This is a genomic window from Streptomyces sp. NPDC054863 (genome assembly GCF_053610825.1).
Genome location: NZ_JBSGZD010000121.1, coordinates 1 through 21,685 on the forward strand (window position 1 = coordinate 1; position 21,685 = coordinate 21,685).

General features: G+C 71.3%; 23 protein-coding genes and 1 tRNA gene. 14 read left to right on the forward strand and 10 right to left on the reverse strand.

The window, feature by feature from the left end; genetic code table 11:
• Positions 1 to 111: 111 nt before the first annotated feature.
• Entirely contained in the window at positions 112 to 1,470 is a 1,359-nt protein-coding gene (locus tag ACWGIG_RS21570) for an LPXTG cell wall anchor domain-containing protein (protein WP_453323256.1), read from the reverse strand.
• A 260-nt stretch (positions 1,471 to 1,730) separates the two neighbouring features.
• On the reverse strand, positions 1,731 to 2,639 hold the full coding sequence (locus ACWGIG_RS21575; RefSeq protein ID WP_453323257.1) for a LysR family transcriptional regulator: 909 nt from the start codon (positions 2,637 to 2,639) through the stop codon (positions 1,731 to 1,733).
• Between the two features lie 218 nt (positions 2,640 to 2,857).
• Here ACWGIG_RS21575 and ACWGIG_RS21580 point away from each other — a divergent pair, with 218 nt between their 5' ends.
• Both ACWGIG_RS21580 and ACWGIG_RS21585 read left to right on the forward strand, forming a co-directional pair.
• The gene (locus tag ACWGIG_RS21580) at positions 2,858 to 4,393 is read left to right on the forward strand and encodes an MFS transporter (RefSeq protein WP_453323258.1); all 1,536 of its coding nucleotides are present in this window, start codon (positions 2,858 to 2,860) and stop codon (positions 4,391 to 4,393) included.
• A 314-nt stretch (positions 4,394 to 4,707) separates the two neighbouring features.
• Positions 4,708 to 6,243 (forward strand): M28 family metallopeptidase, encoded by a 1,536-nt coding sequence (locus ACWGIG_RS21585; RefSeq protein WP_453323276.1) that lies wholly within the window; start codon positions 4,708 to 4,710, stop codon positions 6,241 to 6,243.
• 195 nt (positions 6,244 to 6,438) lie between these two features.
• On the opposite strand, the gene ACWGIG_RS21590 is transcribed toward ACWGIG_RS21585, so the two are convergent.
• On the reverse strand, positions 6,439 to 7,347 hold the full coding sequence (locus tag ACWGIG_RS21590; protein WP_453323259.1) for a LysR family transcriptional regulator: 909 nt from the start codon (positions 7,345 to 7,347) through the stop codon (positions 6,439 to 6,441).
• 159 nt (positions 7,348 to 7,506) lie between these two features.
• On the opposite strand from ACWGIG_RS21590, the gene ACWGIG_RS21595 reads away from it, so the two are divergent.
• Positions 7,507 to 8,832: an SGNH/GDSL hydrolase family protein gene (locus ACWGIG_RS21595; RefSeq protein WP_453323260.1), complete on the forward strand. Its 1,326-nt coding sequence runs from the start codon at positions 7,507 to 7,509 to the stop codon at positions 8,830 to 8,832.
• A gap of 43 nt (positions 8,833 to 8,875) precedes the next feature.
• Here ACWGIG_RS21595 and ACWGIG_RS21600 read toward each other — a convergent pair whose 3' ends face one another.
• The 3 genes from ACWGIG_RS21600 to ACWGIG_RS21610 all read right to left on the reverse strand — a co-directional run bounded on the left by ACWGIG_RS21600 (position 8,876) and on the right by ACWGIG_RS21610 (position 10,740).
• Complete coding sequence (locus ACWGIG_RS21600) at positions 8,876 to 9,223, reverse strand: DoxX family protein (protein ID WP_453323261.1); 348 nt, start codon at positions 9,221 to 9,223, stop codon at positions 8,876 to 8,878.
• A 163-nt stretch (positions 9,224 to 9,386) separates the two neighbouring features.
• Entirely contained in the window at positions 9,387 to 9,824 is a 438-nt protein-coding gene (locus tag ACWGIG_RS21605) for a DUF6083 domain-containing protein (protein ID WP_453323262.1), read from the reverse strand.
• Between the two features lie 166 nt (positions 9,825 to 9,990).
• Positions 9,991 to 10,740 carry a PIG-L deacetylase family protein gene (locus tag ACWGIG_RS21610; protein WP_453323263.1) on the reverse strand — a complete coding sequence of 250 codons (750 nt, stop codon included), beginning with the start codon at positions 10,738 to 10,740 and terminating at the stop codon, positions 9,991 to 9,993.
• Between the two features lie 73 nt (positions 10,741 to 10,813).
• Here ACWGIG_RS21610 and sigJ point away from each other — a divergent pair, with 73 nt between their 5' ends.
• The 3 genes from sigJ to ACWGIG_RS21625 all read left to right on the forward strand — a co-directional run bounded on the left by sigJ (position 10,814) and on the right by ACWGIG_RS21625 (position 13,593).
• Positions 10,814 to 11,701, forward strand: a complete 888-nt coding sequence (gene sigJ, locus ACWGIG_RS21615; RefSeq protein WP_453323264.1) for an RNA polymerase sigma factor SigJ — start codon at positions 10,814 to 10,816, stop codon at positions 11,699 to 11,701.
• A gap of 65 nt (positions 11,702 to 11,766) precedes the next feature.
• Positions 11,767 to 12,876 (forward strand): NAD(P)/FAD-dependent oxidoreductase, encoded by a 1,110-nt coding sequence (locus ACWGIG_RS21620; RefSeq protein WP_453323265.1) that lies wholly within the window; start codon positions 11,767 to 11,769, stop codon positions 12,874 to 12,876.
• A 204-nt stretch (positions 12,877 to 13,080) separates the two neighbouring features.
• Entirely contained in the window at positions 13,081 to 13,593 is a 513-nt protein-coding gene (locus ACWGIG_RS21625) for a YqeB family protein (RefSeq protein ID WP_453323266.1), read from the forward strand.
• 11 nt (positions 13,594 to 13,604) lie between these two features.
• Here ACWGIG_RS21625 and cynR read toward each other — a convergent pair whose 3' ends face one another.
• Positions 13,605 to 14,555: a transcriptional regulator CynR gene (gene cynR / locus ACWGIG_RS21630; protein ID WP_453323267.1), complete on the reverse strand. Its 951-nt coding sequence runs from the start codon at positions 14,553 to 14,555 to the stop codon at positions 13,605 to 13,607.
• A 124-nt stretch (positions 14,556 to 14,679) separates the two neighbouring features.
• On the opposite strand from cynR, the gene ACWGIG_RS21635 reads away from it, so the two are divergent.
• Positions 14,680 to 15,306 carry a carbonic anhydrase gene (locus tag ACWGIG_RS21635; RefSeq protein WP_453323268.1) on the forward strand — a complete coding sequence of 209 codons (627 nt, stop codon included), beginning with the start codon at positions 14,680 to 14,682 and terminating at the stop codon, positions 15,304 to 15,306.
• A 44-nt stretch (positions 15,307 to 15,350) separates the two neighbouring features.
• Entirely contained in the window at positions 15,351 to 15,833 is a 483-nt protein-coding gene (gene cynS / locus ACWGIG_RS21640) for a cyanase (RefSeq protein WP_453323269.1), read from the forward strand.
• A 110-nt stretch (positions 15,834 to 15,943) separates the two neighbouring features.
• On the opposite strand, the gene ACWGIG_RS21645 is transcribed toward cynS, so the two are convergent.
• Together ACWGIG_RS21645 and ACWGIG_RS21650 are read right to left on the reverse strand one after the other, a co-directional pair.
• Positions 15,944 to 16,429: a VOC family protein gene (locus tag ACWGIG_RS21645; RefSeq protein ID WP_453323270.1), complete on the reverse strand. Its 486-nt coding sequence runs from the start codon at positions 16,427 to 16,429 to the stop codon at positions 15,944 to 15,946.
• Between the two features lie 87 nt (positions 16,430 to 16,516).
• Complete coding sequence (locus tag ACWGIG_RS21650; RefSeq protein ID WP_453323271.1) at positions 16,517 to 18,073, reverse strand: helicase HerA-like domain-containing protein; 1,557 nt, start codon at positions 18,071 to 18,073, stop codon at positions 16,517 to 16,519.
• An 88-nt stretch (positions 18,074 to 18,161) separates the two neighbouring features.
• Here ACWGIG_RS21650 and ACWGIG_RS21655 point away from each other — a divergent pair, with 88 nt between their 5' ends.
• Positions 18,162 to 18,458, forward strand: a complete 297-nt coding sequence (locus tag ACWGIG_RS21655) for a type II toxin-antitoxin system VapB family antitoxin (RefSeq protein ID WP_003955420.1) — start codon at positions 18,162 to 18,164, stop codon at positions 18,456 to 18,458.
• A 166-nt stretch (positions 18,459 to 18,624) separates the two neighbouring features.
• Positions 18,625 to 19,266 carry a LytR C-terminal domain-containing protein gene (locus ACWGIG_RS21660; RefSeq protein ID WP_453323272.1) on the forward strand — a complete coding sequence of 214 codons (642 nt, stop codon included), beginning with the start codon at positions 18,625 to 18,627 and terminating at the stop codon, positions 19,264 to 19,266.
• 49 nt (positions 19,267 to 19,315) lie between these two features.
• On the opposite strand, the gene upp is transcribed toward ACWGIG_RS21660, so the two are convergent.
• Positions 19,316 to 19,951, reverse strand: coding sequence for a uracil phosphoribosyltransferase (gene upp, locus ACWGIG_RS21665; protein WP_453323273.1), 636 nt, complete (start codon positions 19,949 to 19,951; stop codon positions 19,316 to 19,318).
• Positions 19,952 to 20,071: 120 nt separating this feature from the next.
• On the opposite strand from upp, the gene ACWGIG_RS21670 reads away from it, so the two are divergent.
• From ACWGIG_RS21670 to ACWGIG_RS21685, 4 genes are all read left to right on the forward strand, one after another.
• Positions 20,072 to 20,287 carry a hypothetical protein gene (locus tag ACWGIG_RS21670; RefSeq protein ID WP_453323274.1) on the forward strand — a complete coding sequence of 72 codons (216 nt, stop codon included), beginning with the start codon at positions 20,072 to 20,074 and terminating at the stop codon, positions 20,285 to 20,287.
• A gap of 166 nt (positions 20,288 to 20,453) precedes the next feature.
• Positions 20,454 to 21,020: a tRNA adenosine deaminase-associated protein gene (locus tag ACWGIG_RS21675; RefSeq protein WP_453323275.1), complete on the forward strand. Its 567-nt coding sequence runs from the start codon at positions 20,454 to 20,456 to the stop codon at positions 21,018 to 21,020.
• A 92-nt stretch (positions 21,021 to 21,112) separates the two neighbouring features.
• Entirely contained in the window at positions 21,113 to 21,541 is a 429-nt protein-coding gene (gene tadA, locus ACWGIG_RS21680; RefSeq protein WP_453323277.1) for a tRNA adenosine(34) deaminase TadA, read from the forward strand.
• Between the two features lie 57 nt (positions 21,542 to 21,598).
• Positions 21,599 to 21,685 (forward strand) — tRNA-Ser (locus ACWGIG_RS21685).

A 21,685-nucleotide genomic window follows, 5' to 3' on the forward strand; every position in this document is an offset into this window, starting at 1 on the left:
CCGCCCCACCCCTCCCGTTCACTGCTGCCTGCCGCGGGCCACCGCGGTCAGCCCTGCTGCCCGCCGAGGGCCACCGCGATCAGCCCTGCTGCCCGCCGCGGGCCACTGCGATCAGCCCTGCTGGTTCGTCTTCCGGCGGCGTGCGACGAAGACCGCGCCCGCGCCGAGCACGAGCGCCGCGCCTGCCGCGAGGGCGAGCTGCGAGGTGCCCTCCGCGCCGGTCGCGGCGAGGCTGCCGTCGGTGGTCACCGGGACCGTGGACGCGCCGCCCTGCGGGACCGGGACCTGCGTGGGGTTCTTGACCGGGGTGGACGTGGCGTCGTCGACCTTGCCGGGCTTGCTGCCCGCGGCGAGGATCGAGAAGGTGTACTCCTGCATCTCGTTGCCGCCGCAGGAACCGTTCTCGTTCCAGTAGTCACCGGCGACGAAGGCGATGCCGTCGGCGGCCGGGGCCTTCTTGTCGACCGTGAGACGGAGCTTCAGGTCGGCGGACTTACCGGCCTTCAGGTTCGTGACGGTGCCCGCGTACTGGGCCTCCCCGACGTCCTTCCAGTCGGAGGAGCCGGCGCCGGCCGACTGCAGGTGCAGCAGGTCGCCGATGTCGTTGTAGTCGGACTTGCTGCCGCCGTAGACCACGGCGAACGGCTTGACCTCGTCGAGGTCCTTGCCGGTGCTGTTGGTGACGCGGAGGGTGAAGTTCACCGTCGTACCGGCGACGATCTTGGACGGCAGGCCGACCAGGGTGGTGCCGAGCGGTGCGCCGACCTTGCAGTCCTCGCCGACGGGCGGCTTCGTCGGGTCGACCGGCGGCTTCGTGGGGTCCACCGGGGGCTTGGTGGGGTCGACCGGCGGCTTCGTCGGGTCGGGCTTGGCGGCCTCGTCCTGCGCGGCCTTCAGCGCCTTGTCCGCGGCGTCCTTGTCGGCCTTGGCGTTGGTCGCGGTCGCGGTCGCGGAGTTGAGGGTGCGGAACGCGTCGACCCGGGCGTCGTCAAGGGCCTTCCTGGCGTCCTTGAACGCGCCGTCGGCCGTTTCCTTGGCGGTGGCCGCCGCCGTGGCTGCCGACTCCGCGTCCGTCACGGCCTTCTCCGCCGCGGTCCGGTCCGCCGGGGGAGCGTCCGTCGGCAGCTTGGCCAGCGCGGCCTTGGCCTCGGTGACCGCCAGGTCGGCCGTGGTCTTCGCGGTGCCCGCCTGTTCGGCGGCCTTCTTCGCCTCGGCGGCCTTCACCGCGAGCGGTGTGGTGTCGGCCGTCACGGCCTCCACCGCCGCCTGAGCCGTGGCCACGGCGGCCAGCGCCTCGTCGTACTTCTTCTGCGCGGCCTCGGCCGCCTTGGCGAGCTTGGCAAGCTCGTCCTTGGTGGGCTTCTGGGCCTGTGCCTGCGCGGGCGGCGTCGGGTCGGCGGCGAACGCCGGGCCTGCCGAGAGCAGCAGGACGGGCGTGGTGACGGCGGCGGCCACGGCCGTCGCGAGCATGCGGCGAATCTTCACGCGAGCCCTTTTCTGGGTGTGAGCAACGAAGGAACAAGCAAAGGAAAAGAGAGTGGGGCGCCGTGCGGAGCTCTGCTCACGCGGGCGGCAGCTTCGTGATCGTACGACCGGGAAACCGCCCGGAGAAGGGGAATTCGACGCCCGGCACAAGGGCGGAAGAACAACCGGCGACGCGAATCAGAGCATTCGGGACAGTTGCCCACGGTCCCGGTGTTTTCTCTGTGATGTGATTAACACCCGGGTGTTCAGGACTGCTTGGCGAATTCGGCCCTGGCGACCTCCCGCGCCGCGTGCGCGAAGGTCCGTACCGCGCCCGTCTCGTCGCCCGCCCGCCACACCAGCCCGTGCCCGACCGGCTCCGCGTCCGCGAAGGGCACGAAGCTGATGCCGGGGCGCGTGTAGTACGTCGCCGTGTGCGCGGCGGCCAGCAGCGCGCCCCTTCCGGCCGCCACCAGCACCAGCGCCTCCTGCATGTTGGTCACCGCCGGGCCGCGCGCGATGGCCAGGCCGCCGGGCGTGCGGCTCGGCGCGAGGTACTCCTGCCAGTACTCCGGCAGCTCCCCGATCGCCGGCAGCAGGGGCACTCCGGCGAGGTCCTCCAGGGAGAGCGAGGCGCGTGCCGAAAGCGGATGCCCCGAGCCGATCGCCAGCACCCTCTGCTCGGTGAGGAGCGGGGCCGCGCTCGTCCCCAAATCGGCTTCTTTGGCCGGGAATTCCGTCAGCTGTACGTCGAATTCTCCGCTGCGCAACTGTCCATAGGGGTCGGCGAGCGGCACCTCGCAGATTTCCACCGCCAATTGGGGATGGCTGATCCGCAGCACGTCTGCCGTCTTCATGACGATTTCCCCGGCCAATGGGCTGGAGAATCCGACATTCAGGGTCGCGTCAATGCCGCGTGCGGTCTCGACCGCCCGGGCGAGGGCCTCGCCGATCGCCCGGTGGTGCGGCTCCAGGTCGCCGCGCAGCTGCCGGCCGAGCGCGGTGAGGCCCACCCGGCGGCTCGTACGGACGAACAGGGGCGCGCCGACGCGCCGCTCCAGGCGGGCCAGCAGCTGGCTGACGCGGGCGCGGGAGAGGCGCATGCGGTCGGCGGTGCGGCCGAAGTGCAGCTCCTCGGCGAGGAGGAGGAAGCATTCGAGTTCGTCGCGTTCCATGGAGTGCTCCCGGGGCGGATCGGCGGGCCCGGTGGGTCCGGTGGGTCCGGGCCCGGCAGGTCCGGTGGGTCGGGCGGGACCGGTGGGGCGGGCGGGCCTGCCGGATCGGTAAGCCCAGTTGAACGAACGTTGCTTTCTTCGGCGTTGTTCCTGGTGCGCGCCCCGCCGAAGGTGAACGAGTGACCACATCGCCCGCTCTCCGAGCCGCATCACTCACCATGTCCACCCGCCAGTGGGGCGTCCTGCTCGTCCTGTGCGGGGCCATCTTCCTCGAAGGCATCGACATCGCCATGCTCAATGTGGCGCTGCCCTCCATCCGGGCCGATCTCGGGCTCTCCACCGGCCAGTTGCAGTGGGTCATGAGCGCGTACGTCCTGGGCTACGGCGGCTTCATGCTGCTCGGCGGACGCGCCGCCGACCTCTTCGGGCGGCGCCGCATGTTCGTCCTGTGGCTCGCGGTCTTCCTGGTGTTCTCCGGGCTCGGCGGGTTCGCGGACGACGGCTGGATGCTGGTCGCCGCCCGCTTCGTGACCGGGGTCGCGGCGGCCTTCATGACCCCGGCGGGGCTGTCGATCATCACCACCGGTTTCGCCGAGGGCCCGCAGCGCAACAAGGCACTGCTCATCTACTCGGGCACCGCTGCGGGCGGCTTCTCCATCGGGCTCGTCGTGGGCGGGCTGCTCACGTCGTTCGGCTGGCGCTGGGTGTTCTTCGCGCCGGTCGTGCTGTCGGCGCTGATCCTGGTGGCCGCGCTCGCGCTCGTACCGAAGACTCCCCGCCCGGAGCGGACGCGACGGGCAACGGGACAGCGCCTCGATCTGGCGGGCGGGGTCACCGTGACCGCCGCGATCGTGACGCTGGTGCTCGGGGTGGAGCGTGCCGCGCACACCGCCCCCGGCCGGACCGCGGCCACGCTCGGCGCCGGACTGGCCCTCCTGGTGGGCTTCGTACTCATCGAACGGCGGGTGGAGCGGGCGGGCGGCACCCCCGTCGTACGCCTCGGCATCTTCCGCTCGGAGAAGGGCGCGCGGGGAGGCGCGCTGGTCCGCGCCAACCTCTCCGGGCTGCTCCTGGCGGCCGGATTCTTCGGGTTCCAGTTCCTGGTCGTGCTCTACCTCCAGGAGCTGCGCGGCTGGTCCACGCTGGAGACCAGCTTCGCGATGCTCGTCATCGGGCTGGACGCGGTGCTGTCGCCGACGCTCACCCCCCGGCTGGTGGCGCGGTTCGGCAACGCCCGGGTGATCTTCGGCGGGGTGCTGGCGGCGGCTCTCGCGTACGCGCTGTTCCTGCCGGTGGCAGCGGACTGGACGTACCTGGCGATGTTCCCGAGCATGCTGCTGCTCGGGCTGGCGTTCTCGCTGACGTACGGGCCGATGACGATCGTGGCGACCGAGGGCGTCGACGAGTCGGAGCAGGGGCTGGCGGGCGGGCTCTTCTACACGTCGTTCCAGTTCGGCGCCGCGCTCGGGCTCGCGGGGGCCACCGCGGTCAACGTGGCCGCCACGAGCGGGAGTTCACCGGCCGATCTGCTCGACGGGTACCACGCGGCACTGTGGGTGCCGCTCGGTGCGGCGGTGCTGGGGGCGGCCGTGGGCGCCTTCGGACTCCGCGACCGTACGGGGCGGGGGGCCGGCGGTGAAGCTGTCGCAGGCGGGACGGCCGGGGCCGCCTTGCCCGAGGCCGTCTCCCCCGCCGTCACCCCGTCCGCACCCGAGGGAGCTCCGGCAGCGCACGGTACTTCCGCCGCCCGCTGATCGCGTACGCCCCTGCCCCGAGCAGCGCGCCGAGGACCGGGGCCAGCCGGTACGCGGCGAGGTGCGCGGTGTGTCCGCAGCGCAGGGCCGGGCCGCCGCTTGTGTGCACCCAACTTGGTTCGCACACAACCCGGGTGACACAAGAGCGCCATTCGGCCGCTCTCGCGCGCCCGTCACGAGGCCCGCCAGCAGAATCCCGGGTGTGAGTTGTGACGCAGGCATTCCCAGACGCTCCAGGAGTCGCTAGCTTCCCCTCACATTTTGTTCGCACCGAGAGGACTCCTGTGAACGCTTCGTCCCGCAGTCGCAGAGCCATGGCCGCCGTGGCGTCCCTGGCCATCGCCACGCCCCTCCTGCTCGCCGCCGCCTCCCCCGCCACCGCGCAGCGCAGCGGCTCCGACCCCGCGAAGGACGCCGCCAAGCTCGCGAAGAAGCTGGTGGCGGACTCTTCCGGGGAGGGCGCGTACCAGCACCTGAAGCAGTTCCAGGCGATAGCGGACTCGGCGGGCGGCAACCGTGCCGCGGGCTCGCTGGGCCACGACGCCTCGGGGGCGTACGTCTTCGGCCTGCTGAAGAAGGCGGGCTACGACGTCCACTACGAGAAGTTCGACTTCACGTACATCGAGACGCAGGCGGAGAAGCTCACCGTCGACACCCCGGCGCCCCGCGACGTGAACATCATCGCGATGTCGTACACGAAGTCCACGCCCGTCGGTGGCCTGAAGGCAGCGGTCGGGCACGTCCCCCTCGACGCCACCACCGGCTGCGAGGCGGGTGACTACGCGGCCGGGTTCACCGGCAAGATCGCCCTGATCCAGCGCGGCGGCTGCTCGTTCGCACAGAAGCAGGCCACCGCGGCGACGGCGGGCGCGGTCGGCGCGATCATCTACAACAACGTGGCCGGTGCCCTCAACGGGACCCTCGGCAGCCCCGAGGACGCCAAGCTCCCCACCGGCGGCATCACCCAGGCCGACGGCCAGGCACTGGCCGCCGACATCGCCAAGGGCCCGGTCACGGTCACCCTGGACATCCGCCAGCTCCAGCAGGTCAAGACCACCCGCAACGTCATCGCCGAGACCAAGGGCGGCAACGCGGACAGGACCGTCATGCTGGGCGCGCACCTGGACTCGGTCGCCGAAGGCCCGGGCATCAACGACAACGCCTCCGGCTCGGCGGGTCTGATCGAGGTCGCCCTCAAGCTGGCGAAGGCGACCAAGGACGGCAAGAAGCCCGCCAACAAGGTGCGATTCGCCTGGTGGTCGGCGGAGGAGCTGGGCCTGCTCGGCGCCGAGGACTACGTCGCCAAGCTCACCCCCGAGCAGCGCAAGAAGATCGCGCTCTACCTGAACTTCGACATGATCGGCTCGCCGAACTTCGGCCAGTTCGTGTACGACGGCGACAACTCGGACGGCGTCGGCTCCCCGGCAGGCCCGGAGGGCTCCGCCCAGATCGAGAAGGGCATCAACGACTTCCTCGACAGCAAGAACTTCCCGCACGAGGGCACCGACTTCGACGGCCGCTCGGACTACGGCCCGTTCATCGGCGTCGGCATCCCCTCGGGCGGCACCTTCACCGGCGCGGAGGGCATCAAGACGCCGGCGCAGGCGGTCAAGTTCGGCGGTGAGGCGGGCGTCGCGTACGACAAGTGCTACCACTCCAAGTGCGACGACATCACCAACATCAACAAGAAGGCGCTCGACATCAACGTCGACGTCATCGCGAACGCGGTCGGCACCTACGCGCACGACCTGAACTCCCTCTCCAAGCCTGTCGTCTCGAAGCCGACGACCGGCGGTGACAGCGGGAGCGGCGGTCACGGCGGCCACGGTCACGAGGGCGTGACCAGCTAGTACGGGAACCGGCAGCGGGGTGCGGGGCCCACAACTCCCCGTACTCCGCCCGGTGTTTCACGTGAAACAACGACTCAGCACGGTTTCACGTGAAACAGCGACCCACCTCCGCCCTCGCGATCTTCTCCGGAGGTCCCAGGTCCTCCGCCGCCTCCACGTCCGTCCACCACCGCGGCAGCCAGGGCGCGACGCAGGTCAGAGCTCCATCGGCCCGCCGTGGGCGGCCACCGCGTCCCGTACCGCCCCGATGTACGCCTCGGAGCGGGCGTTCGTGCCGCCCGTACGCCACACCAGGGCGACCTCGCTGTTCGGCACGTCGGCGAGCGGGACGTAGGCCAGGTCGGGGCGGGAGTGGTACGTCGCCACCGAGGCGACGACCGGCGACACGCCCTGGCAGGCGGCGATCATCGACAGCATCTCCTGGAACGTCGACACGTCCTGGCCGCGCTCCAGGACCGCCCCACCGGGCGTCCGGCGCGGGACCTGGGCGTCCCACCAGTACGCCGGGGCCCCTCCGGTCACACCGAAGAAGCGCTCCCCCGCCGCCTCCTCCAGCGACACCGTCTTCTGGTGGGCGAGCGGGTGGTGGCAGGGGACCGCCAGCACCCGGGACTCGGACACGACCGTCGGGCCCACCGTCAGGTCGGGTTCCTCCACCGGAAGCCGGGTGAAGAGCACGTCGACCTCCCCCGCCCGCAGCGCTCCCAGCGGGTCCGCGAACTGCACCTCCCGCATCCGGACCTCGCACCCCGGTGCGCGCTCGCGGAAGGTCCGCTGGATGTCGCGGGTGAGCTGGCCGGCCCCCGAGCCCAGGAATCCGACGTTCAGGACGCCGTCGATGCCGCGCGCGGCGGCCATGGCGCGCTGGACGACCGCCAGCATCTGCGCGTGCAACGGGCCGAGTTCGGCGTGCAGTTGACGCCCGAGGGGGGTCAGGCCCACGCTGCGGCTGGTGCGGTCGAAGAGCGGGGCGCCGATCTTCCGCTCCAGGCGCTTGAGGACCTGGCTGACCCGGGCCTGCGAGACGAGCAGCTTCTCCGCCGTGCGTCCGAAGTGCAGTTCCTCGGCCAGGGTCAGGAAGATCTCCGTCTCGTGCCGTTCCATCACCGCCACACACCCCCGTGCGTCCCGCCGCCGAGCGGATCGATTGCGCTGAGTTATCGATCGTTGCATGAATCGGCGTTGTTCGGGGCGGGACGGCGGGAGATCTTTGAGGAGTCCGGTTCGGACTCGCCACCGAAGACCAACTCCCTTGGAGATGCCGTGCTTTCACGTGCCCGCAAGTCCGCCATCGCCGTCACCGTCGCCCTCGCGGTGAGCGCCGGAACGACCGCCGTGGCGGTGGACCGTACGGAATCCTCCCCCTCGACACGGAAGGCCGCCGCGAAGAACGCCCCCGCCTGGACGGCGGGCTGGGCCGCCTCCCCGCAACGCCCCTCCGTCAGCTTCAAGCCCAACTGGTCGGAAGCCGGTTTCGACAACCACACCTTGCGCCAGGTCGTCCGCGTCACCGCCGGCGGCACGCAGGCCCGCATCCGCCTCTCGAACGCGTACGGCACCGCCCCGCTCCAGGTGGAGCGCGCCACCGTGGCCCGTACGGACGAGGGCGCGGCCGTCAGAGCGGGCACCGTACGCGAACTCACCTTCGGCGGACGGAAGTCGACCGCGGTCCCGGCGGGCGGCCAACTCTCCAGCGACCCGGCCCGGCTCGGCCTCACCGCGGGCGACCAGGTCTCCGTCACCCTCTACCTCAAGCGGACGACCGGCCCCGCGACCTTCCACGCCCAGTCCTTCACCGACTCCTACCGGGCCACCGGCGACCACGCCGCCGACGGCTCGGCCGCCACCTTCACGGAGTCCACCGAGTCCTGGTACTTCCTCTCGGGCGTCGACGTCAGCGGAAAGGACAAGGTGGGCGGAGCGGCCGGCGTCAGCGGTACGAAGCAGCAGCGGGGCGCCATCGTCCTCTTCAGCGACTCCGTCACCGACGGCTTCGCCTCCACCCCGAACGCCGACCGCCGCTACTCCGACGCCCTCGCCGCCCGCCTGAAGTCCCTGGGCAAGCCCCGCCCGGTCCTGAACTCCGGCATCGGCGGCAACCTCGTCCTCAACGACTCCGCCTGGTACGGCGAGCGCGCCACGAACCGCTTCTCCCGCGACGCCCTCGACCTCCCCGGCGTCGGCACGGTCGTCGTCCTCGAAGGCCTCAACGACATCGGCTACCGGGAGACGAACACCCGGCCCACCTACAAGCCCGCCCCGGACATCACCGGCCGCGACCTCATCAACGGCCACCAGGAGCTGATCCGGCAGGCCCGCGCGAAGGGCGTCCGCATCGTCGGCGCGACCCTGCTCCCGCTCGGCGGCTCCGACCACTACGGCAAGCGTGCCGCAGTGGCGAGCGACGAGTTCAACGCGTGGGTGCGCACCTCGGGCGCGTACGACGCGTACGTCGACTTCGACAAGGCCCTCGCCGACCCGGCCGACCCGGAGCGCATCAACCCGGCCTTCGACAGCGGCGACCACCTGCACCCCAACGACGCGGGCTACCGCGCGATGGCCGACGCCCTGGACCCCGCCGCGCTGTGAACCACCAGCGGTACGGGGCCGTGGGCCGCGACGGCCCGGGGGCTCAGGCCGCCAGCCCCAGCGCCAGGGCCCCCACCACCGGAGCCACGTACACCAGCGGGAACGGGATGTGCGCGTACCAGCGGGCGCGGACCACGGTGACGACCGCCCCGGCGAAGTACAGGACCAGGCCGATCCCGGCCGCGAGCCCGATCGCCGGCACCGCCAGCCCCACCAGCAGTCCGACCGCGCCGGCCGCCTTGGCCGCCGCCAGCCGAGGGAGCCAGGCCTGCGGGACGCCGTAGTCCTTCATCGGCTCCACGGCCCACTTGGCGCCGAAGGCGGCCGAACCGGCCGAGAAACCGACCATGACAGCGGCGACGACGGTCACGACAACGTAGGTGCTCGACATGGCGGGGCTCCTCATCAGGCGAACTCAGGTCATCAGGCGTACTCCGCAGCGGACTGTCTACCCGCTCCGGCCGGGCCGCTCGGCCCGTACACCCCTATGACTCGCCGCCCCGCGGAAGTGTGACCGCCCGGCGGAGAAACTTTCGCGAGCCCCGTGGCACCCCTTACGCCACCGCAGCCGACCGCGCCGGACACAGGTCGAAGTGGCTGATCCGGCAGGTGTCCGCCGGTATCGCCGAACCGAGGTTGACAGCCGTCCCGTCCCCCGCGATCCGCCACCGCTTGCCCGCAGGAACGGACCCCACCACCCGCTCCCCCGGCTCGATCAGAATCCACTTCCCGCGCACCGTCCGGTGCCACTCGGCCGCCGCCCCGCACCGCTTGCACGACGTGCCCCCGGAGGTACGCGGATCGGGAACGGCCCGCAACTGCCGCGCCGCAGAGCCCAGTTCCATGGCGGTGCTCGCCAGCACCTCGGCGAGCAGCACCGGCTCCCGCCCACCGTCGGCCCGCTCGCACGCCGCACACACGGCCCGCCCCAGCACCGGCCGCCACCTGCCCTGCGGCCCGCCGCACGCCTCACATCCGTACGAAGAAATCATGCCCCCCACCCGCAAACCACGTCGTTTACAGCTGACGTGAAGAATGCTTCCACAGGGGTCTGACAATCAGTCCTGGCAGCAGAATCCGCCCGGACGGATCAGGTCCGGTGCCGCGACGTGCTCCCGCTTCCCCTCCCGACCGGCGCCCTCATCGGCCTCCTGCGCGTCAGCCCCTCTTCACTTCCACGAACCGCTCCCGCCCCAGCAGCACGCCGAACACCCCCACCGGCATCCGCACCAGCGCCCGGAACGCCGCCGCGCTGCGTCCCGTGCCCCACACCTGCGACCGGTGTGCGGCCAGCGCCGCCTGTTTCCGGGCGGCGTAGCGGCGGGCGTCGATGGTGTGGGTGACGGTGGCGCGCGGGGTGTACCCGATGCGCAGCATCGCGGTGCGGACGCTGCGGGGCGAGCGCAGCAGGGACGTCGCACGGAGCAGGCGGAGCGGTGCGGTGCGGGGGACGGCGGCCGTCAACACCCGGATGCCACCGGCATGTCGGGCCGCGCGCAGCCCCACTTCATGCGCCCGTACGTGGTCCCGGTGGCCGTAGCCGCCGCCCGCGTCGTGGGTCAGCAGGAGGTCGGCCCCCTCCTCGCGGAGGATCGCGGCCAGGCGTTCGGCCGCCTCCTCCCGTGGGGCCCGCACGAAGCGCTGCCGGTCCGGCGGGTCCGGGTAGAGGTCCTTGCCGTGGCCGCTGTCCGCGTACCCCAGGCACCTGGCCCGAGAGGCTCCCAGCGCGTCACCGCTCGCCCGGAGTTCGTCCAGCCGGACCGGCTCGCCCCGTACGGGACCCATCTCCCCGTCCGTCGCGGACACCAGCACCACCCGGTGTCCCTCCGCCGCCGCGCGGGCCAGCGTGCCGCCCGCGTGCAGGACCTCGTCGTCGGGATGGGCGAAGAACGCCAGGAGTGTGGCCATGGGCACATCCTGACAGCGCGGGGTCCGCCGTATTCTCGGGGGACCACATCCCGCACACCACGGAGCGGAACCCATGGCGGACCAGGCCCAGTTCGAGCAGCACCGCAGTCACCTCCACGCGGTCGCCTACCGCATCACCGGGTCCGTCTCCGACGCCGACGACGCCGTGCAGGAGGCCTGGCTGCGCTGGCACGCCCTCGACGACGGGACCGCCGCCAACCCCCGCGCGTACCTCACCACCACCGTCAGCCGTCTCTGCTACGACCAGCTGACCTCCGCCCGCGCCCGCCGCGAGCGGTACGTCGGCCCGTGGCTGCCCGAGCCGCTGGTCACCGCGCCCGCCGCCGACGGACCCGAGGAGCGCGCCACCCTCGACGAGTCCGTCAGCACCGCCATGCTCACCGTCCTGGAGAGCCTCACCCCGGCCGAGCGCACCGCCTTCGTGCTGCACGACGTCTTCGACGTGCCGTTCCCGGAGATCGCCGGAGCACTGGACAAGTCACCTGCTTCCGTACGGCAGTTGGCGTCGCAGGCACGCAAGCACGTACGGGACGCGAAGCCGCGCCGGTCCGTGGCGCGCGCCGAGCACCGGCGGGCCGTGGACACCTTCCTCGCCGCCGTCACCGGGGGCGGCGACCTCGACGCGCTGCTCAGCGTCCTGGACCCGCAGGCCGTCTGGCGTTCCGACGGCGGCGGGCTCGTCACCGCGGCCCGCAAGCCGGTGCTCGGCGCGGCCAGGGTCGCGATGGTCGCCCAGCGGCTCTACCGCGCGTTCGACCCGGCGACGATGCGCCTGCTCCATTACGACGTGAACGGCGTGCCCGGTCTCGTCCTGGACGGTCCCGCGATCGGCCAGCGGGGCGTACTGGCCTTCACCGTCGGCGAGGACGGACTGATCATCGGCATCGACGTCGTCGTGAACCCGGAAAAGCTCGGCCACCTGGACTTCCAGGCGTTGTAGCCGCATCCACACCCCCTGTGACGGGCGTCACCTCACACTTCCGGCCGCCGCGTCGTCCCCCGTACATGAACACCTTCGAGCAGGCCCAGCAGGACGCGCAGGCCCAGCAGCGCGTCGTCGTCATCGGTGCCGGTTACTCCGGCCTCATGGCAGCCCTCCGGCTGTCCCCGCACGCCCGGGTCACCCTCCTCGACCCCGTCGGCCACCTCACCGAACGCGTCCGGCTCCACGAGGTCGCCGCCGGGCGGCCCGAGTCCGAGGTCACCCACCCGCTCGACCGCTTCCTGCGCCGCACCCGCATCACCCACCACACCGGACTCGCCGTCTCCCTCGACCCCGCCGCGCGCACCGTCACCACCGACACCGGCCGGGTCCTGTCGTACGACCGCCTGGTGTACGCCCTCGGCTCCACCACCCGCCTCCCCGACCGCCACGCCGAACGCCTCTTCACGGCCGAGTCCGCCCCGTCCCTGCACAAGCGCCTGCTGGACGGTCCCGGTCAACTGGCCGTCGTCGGCGGCGGGTTGACGGGCATCGAGATGGCCGCCGAGCTCGCCGAGCGGCACGGCCGCGACTGGCAGGTCCGGCTCCTGACCTCCGGCACGCTCGCCCCCGGCCTCTCCGCGAAGGGCCGCGCCCACCTCCGTAGGACACTCGCCTCGCTCGGCGTGCGCATCGAGGAGGGCCACCGCATCACCGACCCGGACACGGTGGACGCCGACGCGGTCGTCTGGTCGGCGTCGATGGTCCCGCACACCACACTCGCCGCCGACGCCGGACTCGCCCTCAACTCCCTCGGCCGCATCGACGTCGACGCCGCGCACCGGTCCGTCTCGCACCCGGAGATCTACGTCTCGGGAGACGCGGGCGGCACCCACCGGATGTCGTGCGCGGCAGCACTGCCCATGGGGTCGCGGGTCGCGACGTCGATCATCGCGGAGGGACGCGGCAAGGGCCCGGTCGCACAGCCCGTCTCGTACGTCCTCCAGTGCATCAGTCTCGGCCGCCGCAACGGGCTCGTGCAGTCGGTCCGCAGCGACGACTCGCCCCGGGAGCTCGTCCTCACCGGGAAGCCCGCCGCCCTCGTGAAGGAACAGATCTGCGCCTCCACCGTCAAGTCGCTGGCCTTCGCGGCCCGCAGGCCCGGGGCGATCACCCTCACTCCGGGCTTCTGACCGGGCGGACGGCGGAACGACGGCGTACGCGCGAAGGAGGACACGCATACATCCAAAGGGGCATACCAAAGTCACTGCGGCCCCACCCATGGACGGATGGCTGCCCGTCCCCCCGGTGGCTAGGCTTGAAACCCCCACGGGCACCCGACGTGCCCTGCCACGGGGGAAGCCGACGGGGGACCCAGGATGAGCCACGACCAGCCAGTGAATCCAACGGTGTTGGGGTACTCCCGCACCCGTCTCCTGCGCATCCTCGTCGGCTTCCCCGCCGTCGGACTCGGCATCGGCTTCCTGCTGCCGGCGCTCGCCCGCTGGACAGACAGTGCGGCTGCGGGACCGCTGGGCAAGGTGTTCGCCGCCCTCGGGGGCCTGGACCAGCCCTGGCAGATCGCGCTGTGCGCCCTCGCGGCCACCGCCCTCGGACTGCTCGCCGCGTACGTCGCCGTCGCCGACTCGACGCGGGTGACCGTCACGGACGCCTCGCTCGGCATCGAGCCGCGCGACGGCAAGAAGGCGAAGGCCCTGGCGCGGGCGGACGTGGCGGACGTGTACGTCGACGGCCGGGACCTCGTGGTGCTCGACGCGGCGGGCCGCCAGCTGGCCCGCACCCCGCGCCAGGCCTCCCGGCACACGCTCGCCCAGGCGTTCCGCGCCCACGACTACCCGTGGCGCGACTCCCGGCCGGGCGCGTCCGCCCGCACGCCGGTGGCCGCCTGACCGCCTGCCCGTTAAACGTCCGACCGCACGGCGGGGGCCACCTCGTCCCCGGCCCGCGCGCCCGGGGACGTGTAACCACTCCCCCGTACCCACTCCACCAGCCGTTCCTCGAAGGCCCGCGCCGCCGCGCTCCGGTACGCCGACTCCCGGCGCAGCAGCGCGGCCGTCCGCACGGGCAGCGCGGGTTCGACGGGCACGCGCCGCAGCCGGTCGTCATCGGCGGCGATGGGTTCCGGGAGCACGGTCGCCAGAGTGCCCCGGCCGACGACCTCGACCAGAACGCTCAGTGAGTTCGCCTCGACCGCGACTCCGGGGCGGACCCCCTGCCGCTCGAAGTACGCGTCGACGTGCCGACGGGTCGCGAAGTCCCCGCTCAGCAGCGCGAGTTGATGCCCTGCGAGCGACTCCAGCGGGACCACGTCCAGCGCCGCGCACGGATGGCCGGCCCCCACCACCAGCCCCAGCGCCTCCTCGAACAGCGCCGTCGCCGCGACCCCCGCCGCGTGCTCCCCCGTGAAGCCGACCCCCAGATCGAGCCGGTCGTCGAGCAGTTCGGCCTCGATGCGCGCCTGCGTCGTCTCCCGTACGTCGAGCGAGATCCCCGGGTGCCGGGCGCAAAAGTCCGCCACCAGCGGCCCCATCAGATACGTCGTGAACGTCGGCGTCATCGCCACCCGCAGCGTCCCCCGCGACAGGTCCCCCACGTCCAGCACCGCCCGCTCGCCGGCCGCCAGGTCCCGCAACGCCCGGCGCGCGTACGCCGCGTACGCCTCGCCCGCGTCGGTGAGCCGCACCGCCCGCCCGGAGCGGTCGAGCAGCTGCACCTTCAGCGCCCTCTCCAACTGCTTGACCTGCTGCGACAGCGTCGGCTGCGAGATGTGCAGGGCCTCGGCGGCACGCGTGAAGTTCGCGTGGTCGGCGACGGCGAGCAGATAGCGGAGATGCCGCAGTTCCAGAGCCATGCAGACAACTATAGATGTCAACTATCACTTTCAGCGACAGCAACTCTTGGACTCTATAGGTCCAGCTCATGCATGGTGGAGCACGTCGGACAGACAGCCCGGCACCGCAGGAAGGAGTGATCCCATGCAGGAGATCGCAGCAGTATTCGAGGAAGGGGTCGAGCGCTTCCGGCGCGAGGCCTTCCCGCCCAGAGCGGAGCTCTTCCGGCGACTGGCCACCGCCCACACCCCGAACGCCCTGTTCATCGGCTGTTCGGACGCCCGGGTCGTCCCCGAGCTGATCACCCAGCGCGAGCCGGGCGAGCTGTTCGTCATCCGTACGGCAGGAAACCTCGTCCCGCCGTACGGCCAGGGCGCGGACGGCATCGCCGCCAGCATCGAGTACGCGGTGAACGCCCTCGGCGTCGCCGACATCATCGTCTGCGGCCACTCCGCCTGCGGCGCGATGACCGCGCTCGCCACCGGCACCGACATGTCCTCCCTCCCGGCCACGGCCGACTGGCTGCGGCACGCGGACTCCTCCCGGGCCCTGCTCGACGCCACCCCCCACGACGGTGACCGCGTCACCGCCCTGGTCCGCGAGAACGTCCTCGCCCAGCTCACCAACCTGCGCACCCACCCCTCGGTGGCCCGCGCCCTGGCCCGCCACGAGGTCGCCCTGCACGGCTGGGTCTACGACATCGGCTCCGGCCGCATCGAGACCCTCGACGCCGCAACGGGCGCGGCGGCCCTGCTGACCGCAGGCGTCTGACCCACCCACCCACGTTCGTACGTACGGAAGAAGGAAGATCCCCCGTGAACAACCTCCACGCCCAGGCCGACCAGAACTCCCGCCAGCAGCTCACCGTCGCCGCCATCGAGGCCAAGACCCGGCGTGACCTGTCCTGGAAGGAGATCGCCGAGCCGACGGGACTCTCCGTCGCCTTCGTGACCGCCGCGCTCCTCGGCCAGCACCCGCTGCCGGCCGACGCCGCCCGCACGGTCGCCGGGCTGCTCGGTCTCGACGACGACGCCGTGCTGCTCCTCCAGACCGTCCCGATGCGCGGCAGCATCGTCGGCAACGGCGGCATCCCCACCGACCCGACGATCTACCGCTTCTACGAGATGCTCCAGGTCTACGGCACCACGCTGAAGGCCCTGGTCCACGAGGAGTTCGGCGACGGCATCATCTCGGCGATCAACTTCAAGCTGGACGTGCAGAAGGTGGCCGACCCCGAGGGCGGCGAGCGGGCGGTCATCACGCTGGACGGCAAGTACCTGCCCACCAAGCCGTTCTGATCGGCGGGGGGGGGCCGGGGTCTTCGTGCGGGTGCGTCGTGGCTGGTCGCGCAGTTCCCCGCGCCCCTGACTTGCTCCCCCTTAGCCCCCTCGGGCAGCGGGGCCACCCCCTACTCCCCCGCGTGCGCCCGCCGTACCGCAGCGATGTCGATCTTCTTCATTCCGTACATCGCCTGCGTCGCCCGCGTCGCCTTCTCCTGGTCCGCGTCGCCGATCAGGTCGATCAGTTCCGTCGGGGCCACCTGCCAGGACACCCCGTACTTGTCCTTCAGCCAGCCGCACTGGCTCTCCTCGCCGCCGTCCTCCGTCAGCCGGGCCCAGTAGTGGTCGACCTCCGCCTGGTCCGTGCAGTCGACCTGGAAGGACACCGCCTCGCTGAAGCGGAACATCGGGCCGCCGTTCAGCGCCACGAAGCGCTGTCCGTTGATCTCGAACTCGACGGTCACGACCGACCCCGGAACCCCCGGACCTGCTTCGTTGTAGCGCAGGGTCCGCCCGCGCGAGCCGTCCTTGAACACCGACAGGTAGAAGTCGGCCGCTTCCTCCGCCTTGCCGTCGAACCACAGGCACGTGGTGAAACCCCGGGCGATGCTCATCTCGTACTCCTCACCGGAAGTGGATCCGGAAAAGTGGATCCAGAAGTGAAACCGTCTGTCTGTGAAGACCGCCGTCGGACCGGAAACTCACCGGCGCCGGCGCGAGGTCCCGAAGATGGACCGGCTGATCTCGCGGCCCAGCTGCGTCCCGATCGACCGCGCGAGCGACTTGAACATCCCGCTCCCCACCACCTGCTCGATCAGCGAGGGGTCGTCCCGCACCGGGGTGGCCTCGGCTTCAGGAGCAGCCCGGACCTCAGCAGGAGCCGCCGCGGCCTGGAGCTTTTCGTACGCCGACTCCCTGTCGATCGCCTGTGCGTAACGCCCGTACAGCAGCGACGACTTGACCGCCCGGTCCAGCGCCTCGTCCCCCACGGGCCCCATCAGCGACTGCGGCGCCCGCAGCCGGGTCGCCGCCACCGGCGTCGGCGCGCCCTGCTCGCCCAGTACGGTGATCACCGCCTCGCCGGTCCCGAGGCCGGTCAGCACCTCCTCCAGGTCGTACGGCGAGTTCGGGAAGGTCCGCACCGTCGCCTTGAGCGCCTTCGCGTCGTCCGGCGTGAAGGCGCGCAGCGCGTGCTGCACGCGGTTGCCGAGCTGGGCGAGGACGTCTGCGGGTACGTCCTTCGGGGTCTGGGTCACGAAGAAGACGCCGACCCCCTTCGAGCGAATCAGCCGCACCGTCTGCGTGATCGACTCCAGGAACGCCTTCGACGCCCCGTTGAAGAGGAGGTGCGCCTCGTCGAAGAAGAAGACGAGCTTGGGCCGGTCCAGGTCGCCGACCTCGGGGAGGCCGTAGAAGAGGTCCGCGAGCAGCCACATCAGGAAGGTGGAGAAGAGCTGCGGACTGCGCTGTACGGCGGCCAGTTCGAGGACCGACACCAGGCCCCGCCCGTCCGGCGCCTGCCGCAGCAGCTCGCTCGTGTCGAACTCGGGCTCCCCGAAGAACTCCCCCGCCCCCTGCTGCTCGAAGGCCGTCAGCGCCCGCAGGATCACCCCGGCCGTCACCGTCGACAGTCCGCCGATCCCCTTCAGCTCGGGCTTTCCCACGTCGGAGGTGAGGAAGGCGACGACCGCGCGCAGGTCCTTCAGGTCCACCAGCTCCAGACCCTTGGAGTCCGCGTAGTGGAAGATCAGCCCGAGCGACTGCTCCTGCGTCTGATTGAGCTGGAGCACCTTCGACAGCAGTACGGGGCCGAAGCTGGTGACCGTCGCCCGCAGCGGAATCCCGGGCCCGATCCCGCCCAGCGCGTAGAACTCGCACGGATGGCCGGTTCCGGCCCACTCCTGCCCGACGGCCGCCGCCCGCTCCCGTACCTTCTCGTTCTCCTCGCCCGGTGCCGAGATCCCGGACACGTCGCCCTTGATGTCGGCGAGGAAGACGGGCACACCCTGCGCCGACAGCTGCTCGGCGATCAGCTGGAGCGTCTTCGTCTTGCCGGTGCCCGTCGCGCCCGCGACGAGCCCGTGCCGGTTCAGCACGGCGAGCGGGATCCGGATCCGGGCCTCGGGCAGACAGACCCCGCCCCACAGCAGCGCGCCGAGCTCCAGAGCCGGCCCGGTGACGGCATATCCGTCCGCGATGGTCCTCGCCTCGGCACCCAAAGCGCTGCCCATGTCACCGGAGGGGGTACTTCCGCTCATCGTTTGCTCCCGTTCTGGCAGTGAATACGACCTTTGCATCCCTCCCTCATGGCTGCGCCCGGAGCACCTTCCCCGGTAGGCTTTCCGTGTGATCTTCAAGCGCATCGGAAACGGCCGGCCGTATCCCGACCACGGCCGGGAAAGCACCCGGCAGTGGGCGGATGTAGCGCCGCGCCCGGTCCGCCTCGATCAGCTCGTCACCACCAAGGGCCAGCTGGATCTGGAGACCCTCCTCGCCGAGGACTCCACCTTCTACGGAGACCTCTTCGCGCACGTCGTGAAGTGGCAGGGCGACCTCTATCTGGAGGACGGGCTGCACCGCGCCGTCCGCGCCGCGCTCCAGCAGCGCCAGGTGCTGCACGCGCGCGTCCTCGAACTGGGCTGACCGGGACGGGGCCGCCCCCGGACGGCCGACCCGAACTGGGCCGACCCGCAAGGGACTTCCCGGCCACGTGGCACTCGGGTGTCCCATTGGCCCTTTTGGGTCGGTGATTGACCCATTCGTTGATCATTTAGTACGCATTCCCTCTGGACGGCACTACGCTGCGCCCATGAGCATGCTGACTCCCCCCGGCATGGGCGGAAAGTACCGCATTACGGGTAACGCCTATCCCCGGATGCGCCGTCCCCACCGCCGCCGCAGGATCGTCCTCCTGGCAGTGGCGGCCGTCGTCGCGCTCAGCCTGACCGGCTGGGGAACGATGCAGCTCATCGACGTCTTCACCGGCGGTGAGAAGAAGGCCGTGGCCGGTGGCAAGCAGCCCGACTGCAAGCCCGCCGCGACCACCCCCGCGATCCCCGCGAAGAACGCGAAGAAGCTCCCCGAGCCGTCCGCCGTCAAGGTCGTCGTCTACAACGCGACCGGCCGCAGCGGCCTCGCCAAGCAGGTCGCGAACGAGCTCGCGAAGCGCGGCTTCAAGATCGTACGGTTCGAGAACGCGCCGAAGGAGTACGACAAGAAGGTCAAGGGCACCGGCCTGCTGATCGGCGCCCCCCAGTCCCTCGAAGCACAGCTCCCGGTCCTCGGAACCCAGTTGAAGGGCGCCGAGAAGAAGGCCGACTCCCGCGGCGGGCAGGAGGTCGACCTGATCATCGGCAACGCCTTCAAGTCCCTGGACGCCAAGAAGGACGCGGACCAGGCCCTGGTCGCTCTGACCAGGCCCGCGCCCGCGCCCTCCGGCAGCAAGTGCTGAGACTTCTTTTCACGGCCGTAAGAAGCGGCGTGAAGAACCGCCTGCGGAACTACTCGGCGGTGCCGTACATCCGGTCGCCCGCGTCGCCGAGTCCCGGCACGATGTAGCCCTTGTCGTTGAGCCGCTCGTCGACCGAGGCCGTCACGACCGTCACCGGCGTCCCCGCCAGCTCGCGCTCCATGACCTCCACGCCCTCCGGCGCGGCGAGGAGCACGACCGCGGTGACGTCGTCCGCACCGCGCTTGATGAGCTCCTGGATGGCCGCGACGAGCGTGCCGCCGGTCGCCAGCATCGGGTCCAGGACGTACACCTGGCGGCCGGAGAGGTCCTCGGGCATCCGGGTCGCGTACGTCTCCGCCTGGAGGGTCTCCTCATTGCGGATCATGCCGAGGAAGCCCACCTCGGCGGTCGGCAGCAGCCGGACCATGCCGTCGAGCATGCCCAGTCCTGCCCGCAGGATCGGGACGACCAGGGGGCGCGGGTAGGACAGCTTGACGCCCGTGGTCGGGGTGACCGGCGTCTCGATGTCGACCTGCTCGGTGCGCACGTCCCGGGTGGCCTCGTACGCGAGCAGGGTGACCAGCTCGTCGGCGAGGCGCCGGAAGGTGGGGGAATCGGTGCGCTTGTCGCGCAGCGTGGTGAGTTTGTGCGCAACCAACGGGTGGTCGACGACGTGTATCCGCATGTTTCCACAGTAACCGGGCGTGCTGGACCTGTGCCCGTCGCGGCCCCCGCTCGCATCATCCCGGCGACCGGAGGGAAGGTGAAGACGTACCAACCACGTCTCATCAGGACGGTGCGGTCCATGACGCAGCAGCAGCCGGAACAGGACACCGCCCGCACCGAGCAGGAATCGGAACAGCGGCGGGCGCAGGAGAGCGACGTGGCGCGCAGACGGCGACGCGCCCAGTTCCTGCGCGAACTGAACGAGGCCAAGGAGCTGCGCGACCGGGTCCAGCCGAGGCGGGCCCGAGCGGCCAGAATGCGCCAACAGATGCGGATGCGAACCTTCCGCTGGTAGCGCCGCGCCCCCTCGTACACCCCCGCGCACGCCTCACCCACCGGACTGATGCACGACGCAAGCACAGAAGACCTCTCGCTCGGCCGCGGTTTCTGCCACGATTCCGAGTGGGCGGGGCCTTCTGAGCGCCGCTGAATCGTCACCTCTGACCAGTGGGAGAGTCACGGTGTACTTCGCCGCACTGCTCGCGCGCACCGAAGACGGATGGGAAGCGAGCGACACGGAGCTCGACGACGTGGAGTCCTTGTCGGACCTCGTCGAACTGGCCCGCGAGGGCTCGTCCGACGACGACATGGTCCTCGTCTTCATCGAGCAGGAGGACGCCTGGTTCGGCGTCGTCCGCGTGGAGGAACTGGAGGATCCGCGGATCTACGTCTCGGACGCAGCCGCCGCGGCCCGATCCTCGTACGGAGAGATCCTCACCAACGAGCTGCTCGGCACGGACGGGGAAGATCTCTCCGTCGACCTGGACTCGCTGGACCTCGACGGCACCGAGGACGGCGAGAGCGACCCTCCGGACCCCGGAGCCGCCGGGGCCGTGGAGATCGAAGCCGACGGGACCGCCCTCGTCCCCGCACAGGCGGGCCCCGTCCCGACGGGCCCCGTCGGGGACCGGCTGATCCTGGCCGACCTGGGCATGACGGAGAAGGAGCTCCTCGCGCTCGGCGGCGACGCGCTGTCGGACATCGCCGACGCGCTGGGGGCCGCCGAGATCCTGGAGGCCGTGCGCTAGTGCAGGAGGTTCCCTCGCAAGTTCCACCCCACGTGCCACCGGTTCCACCGCACGACGCCGACGACCCCGTACGGGATCCGTGGCGTACGGCGATGACGCGCGCCCTGTCCGAGGCGGCAGCGGCGGCGGAGGCCGGCGACGTGCCGGTCGGCGCCGTCCTGCTGTCCCCGGCCGGGGAGGTCCTCTCCACCGGGCACAACGAGCGCGAGCTGCACGGCGACCCGACGGCGCACGCCGAGGTACTGGCGATCCGCCGGGGCGCCGACAGGCTCGGGCGGTGGCGGCTCACCGGGTGCACCCTGGTGGTCACCCTGGAGCCGTGCACGATGTGCGCGGGCGCGATCGTCCAGTCCCGCGTGGAGCGGGTCGTGTACGGGGCGCGCGACGAGAAGGCCGGTGCGGCGGGCTCGCTCTGGGACCTCGTACGGGACCGGCGGCTCAACCACCGGCCGGAGGTGATCGCGGGCGTACGGGAGGCCGAGTGCGCGGCGCAGTTGACGGCGTTCTTCCGCGACCGCTGACGGGAGCTGCGGATACGAGTTTCGAAGCACTGCCTCGGGTGGGCTAGACTCTGTCTCGGTAGCGTGTCCGAGTGGCCTAAGGAGCACGCCTCGAAAGCGTGTGATGGTGCAAGCTATCCGTGGGTTCAAATCCCACCGCTACCG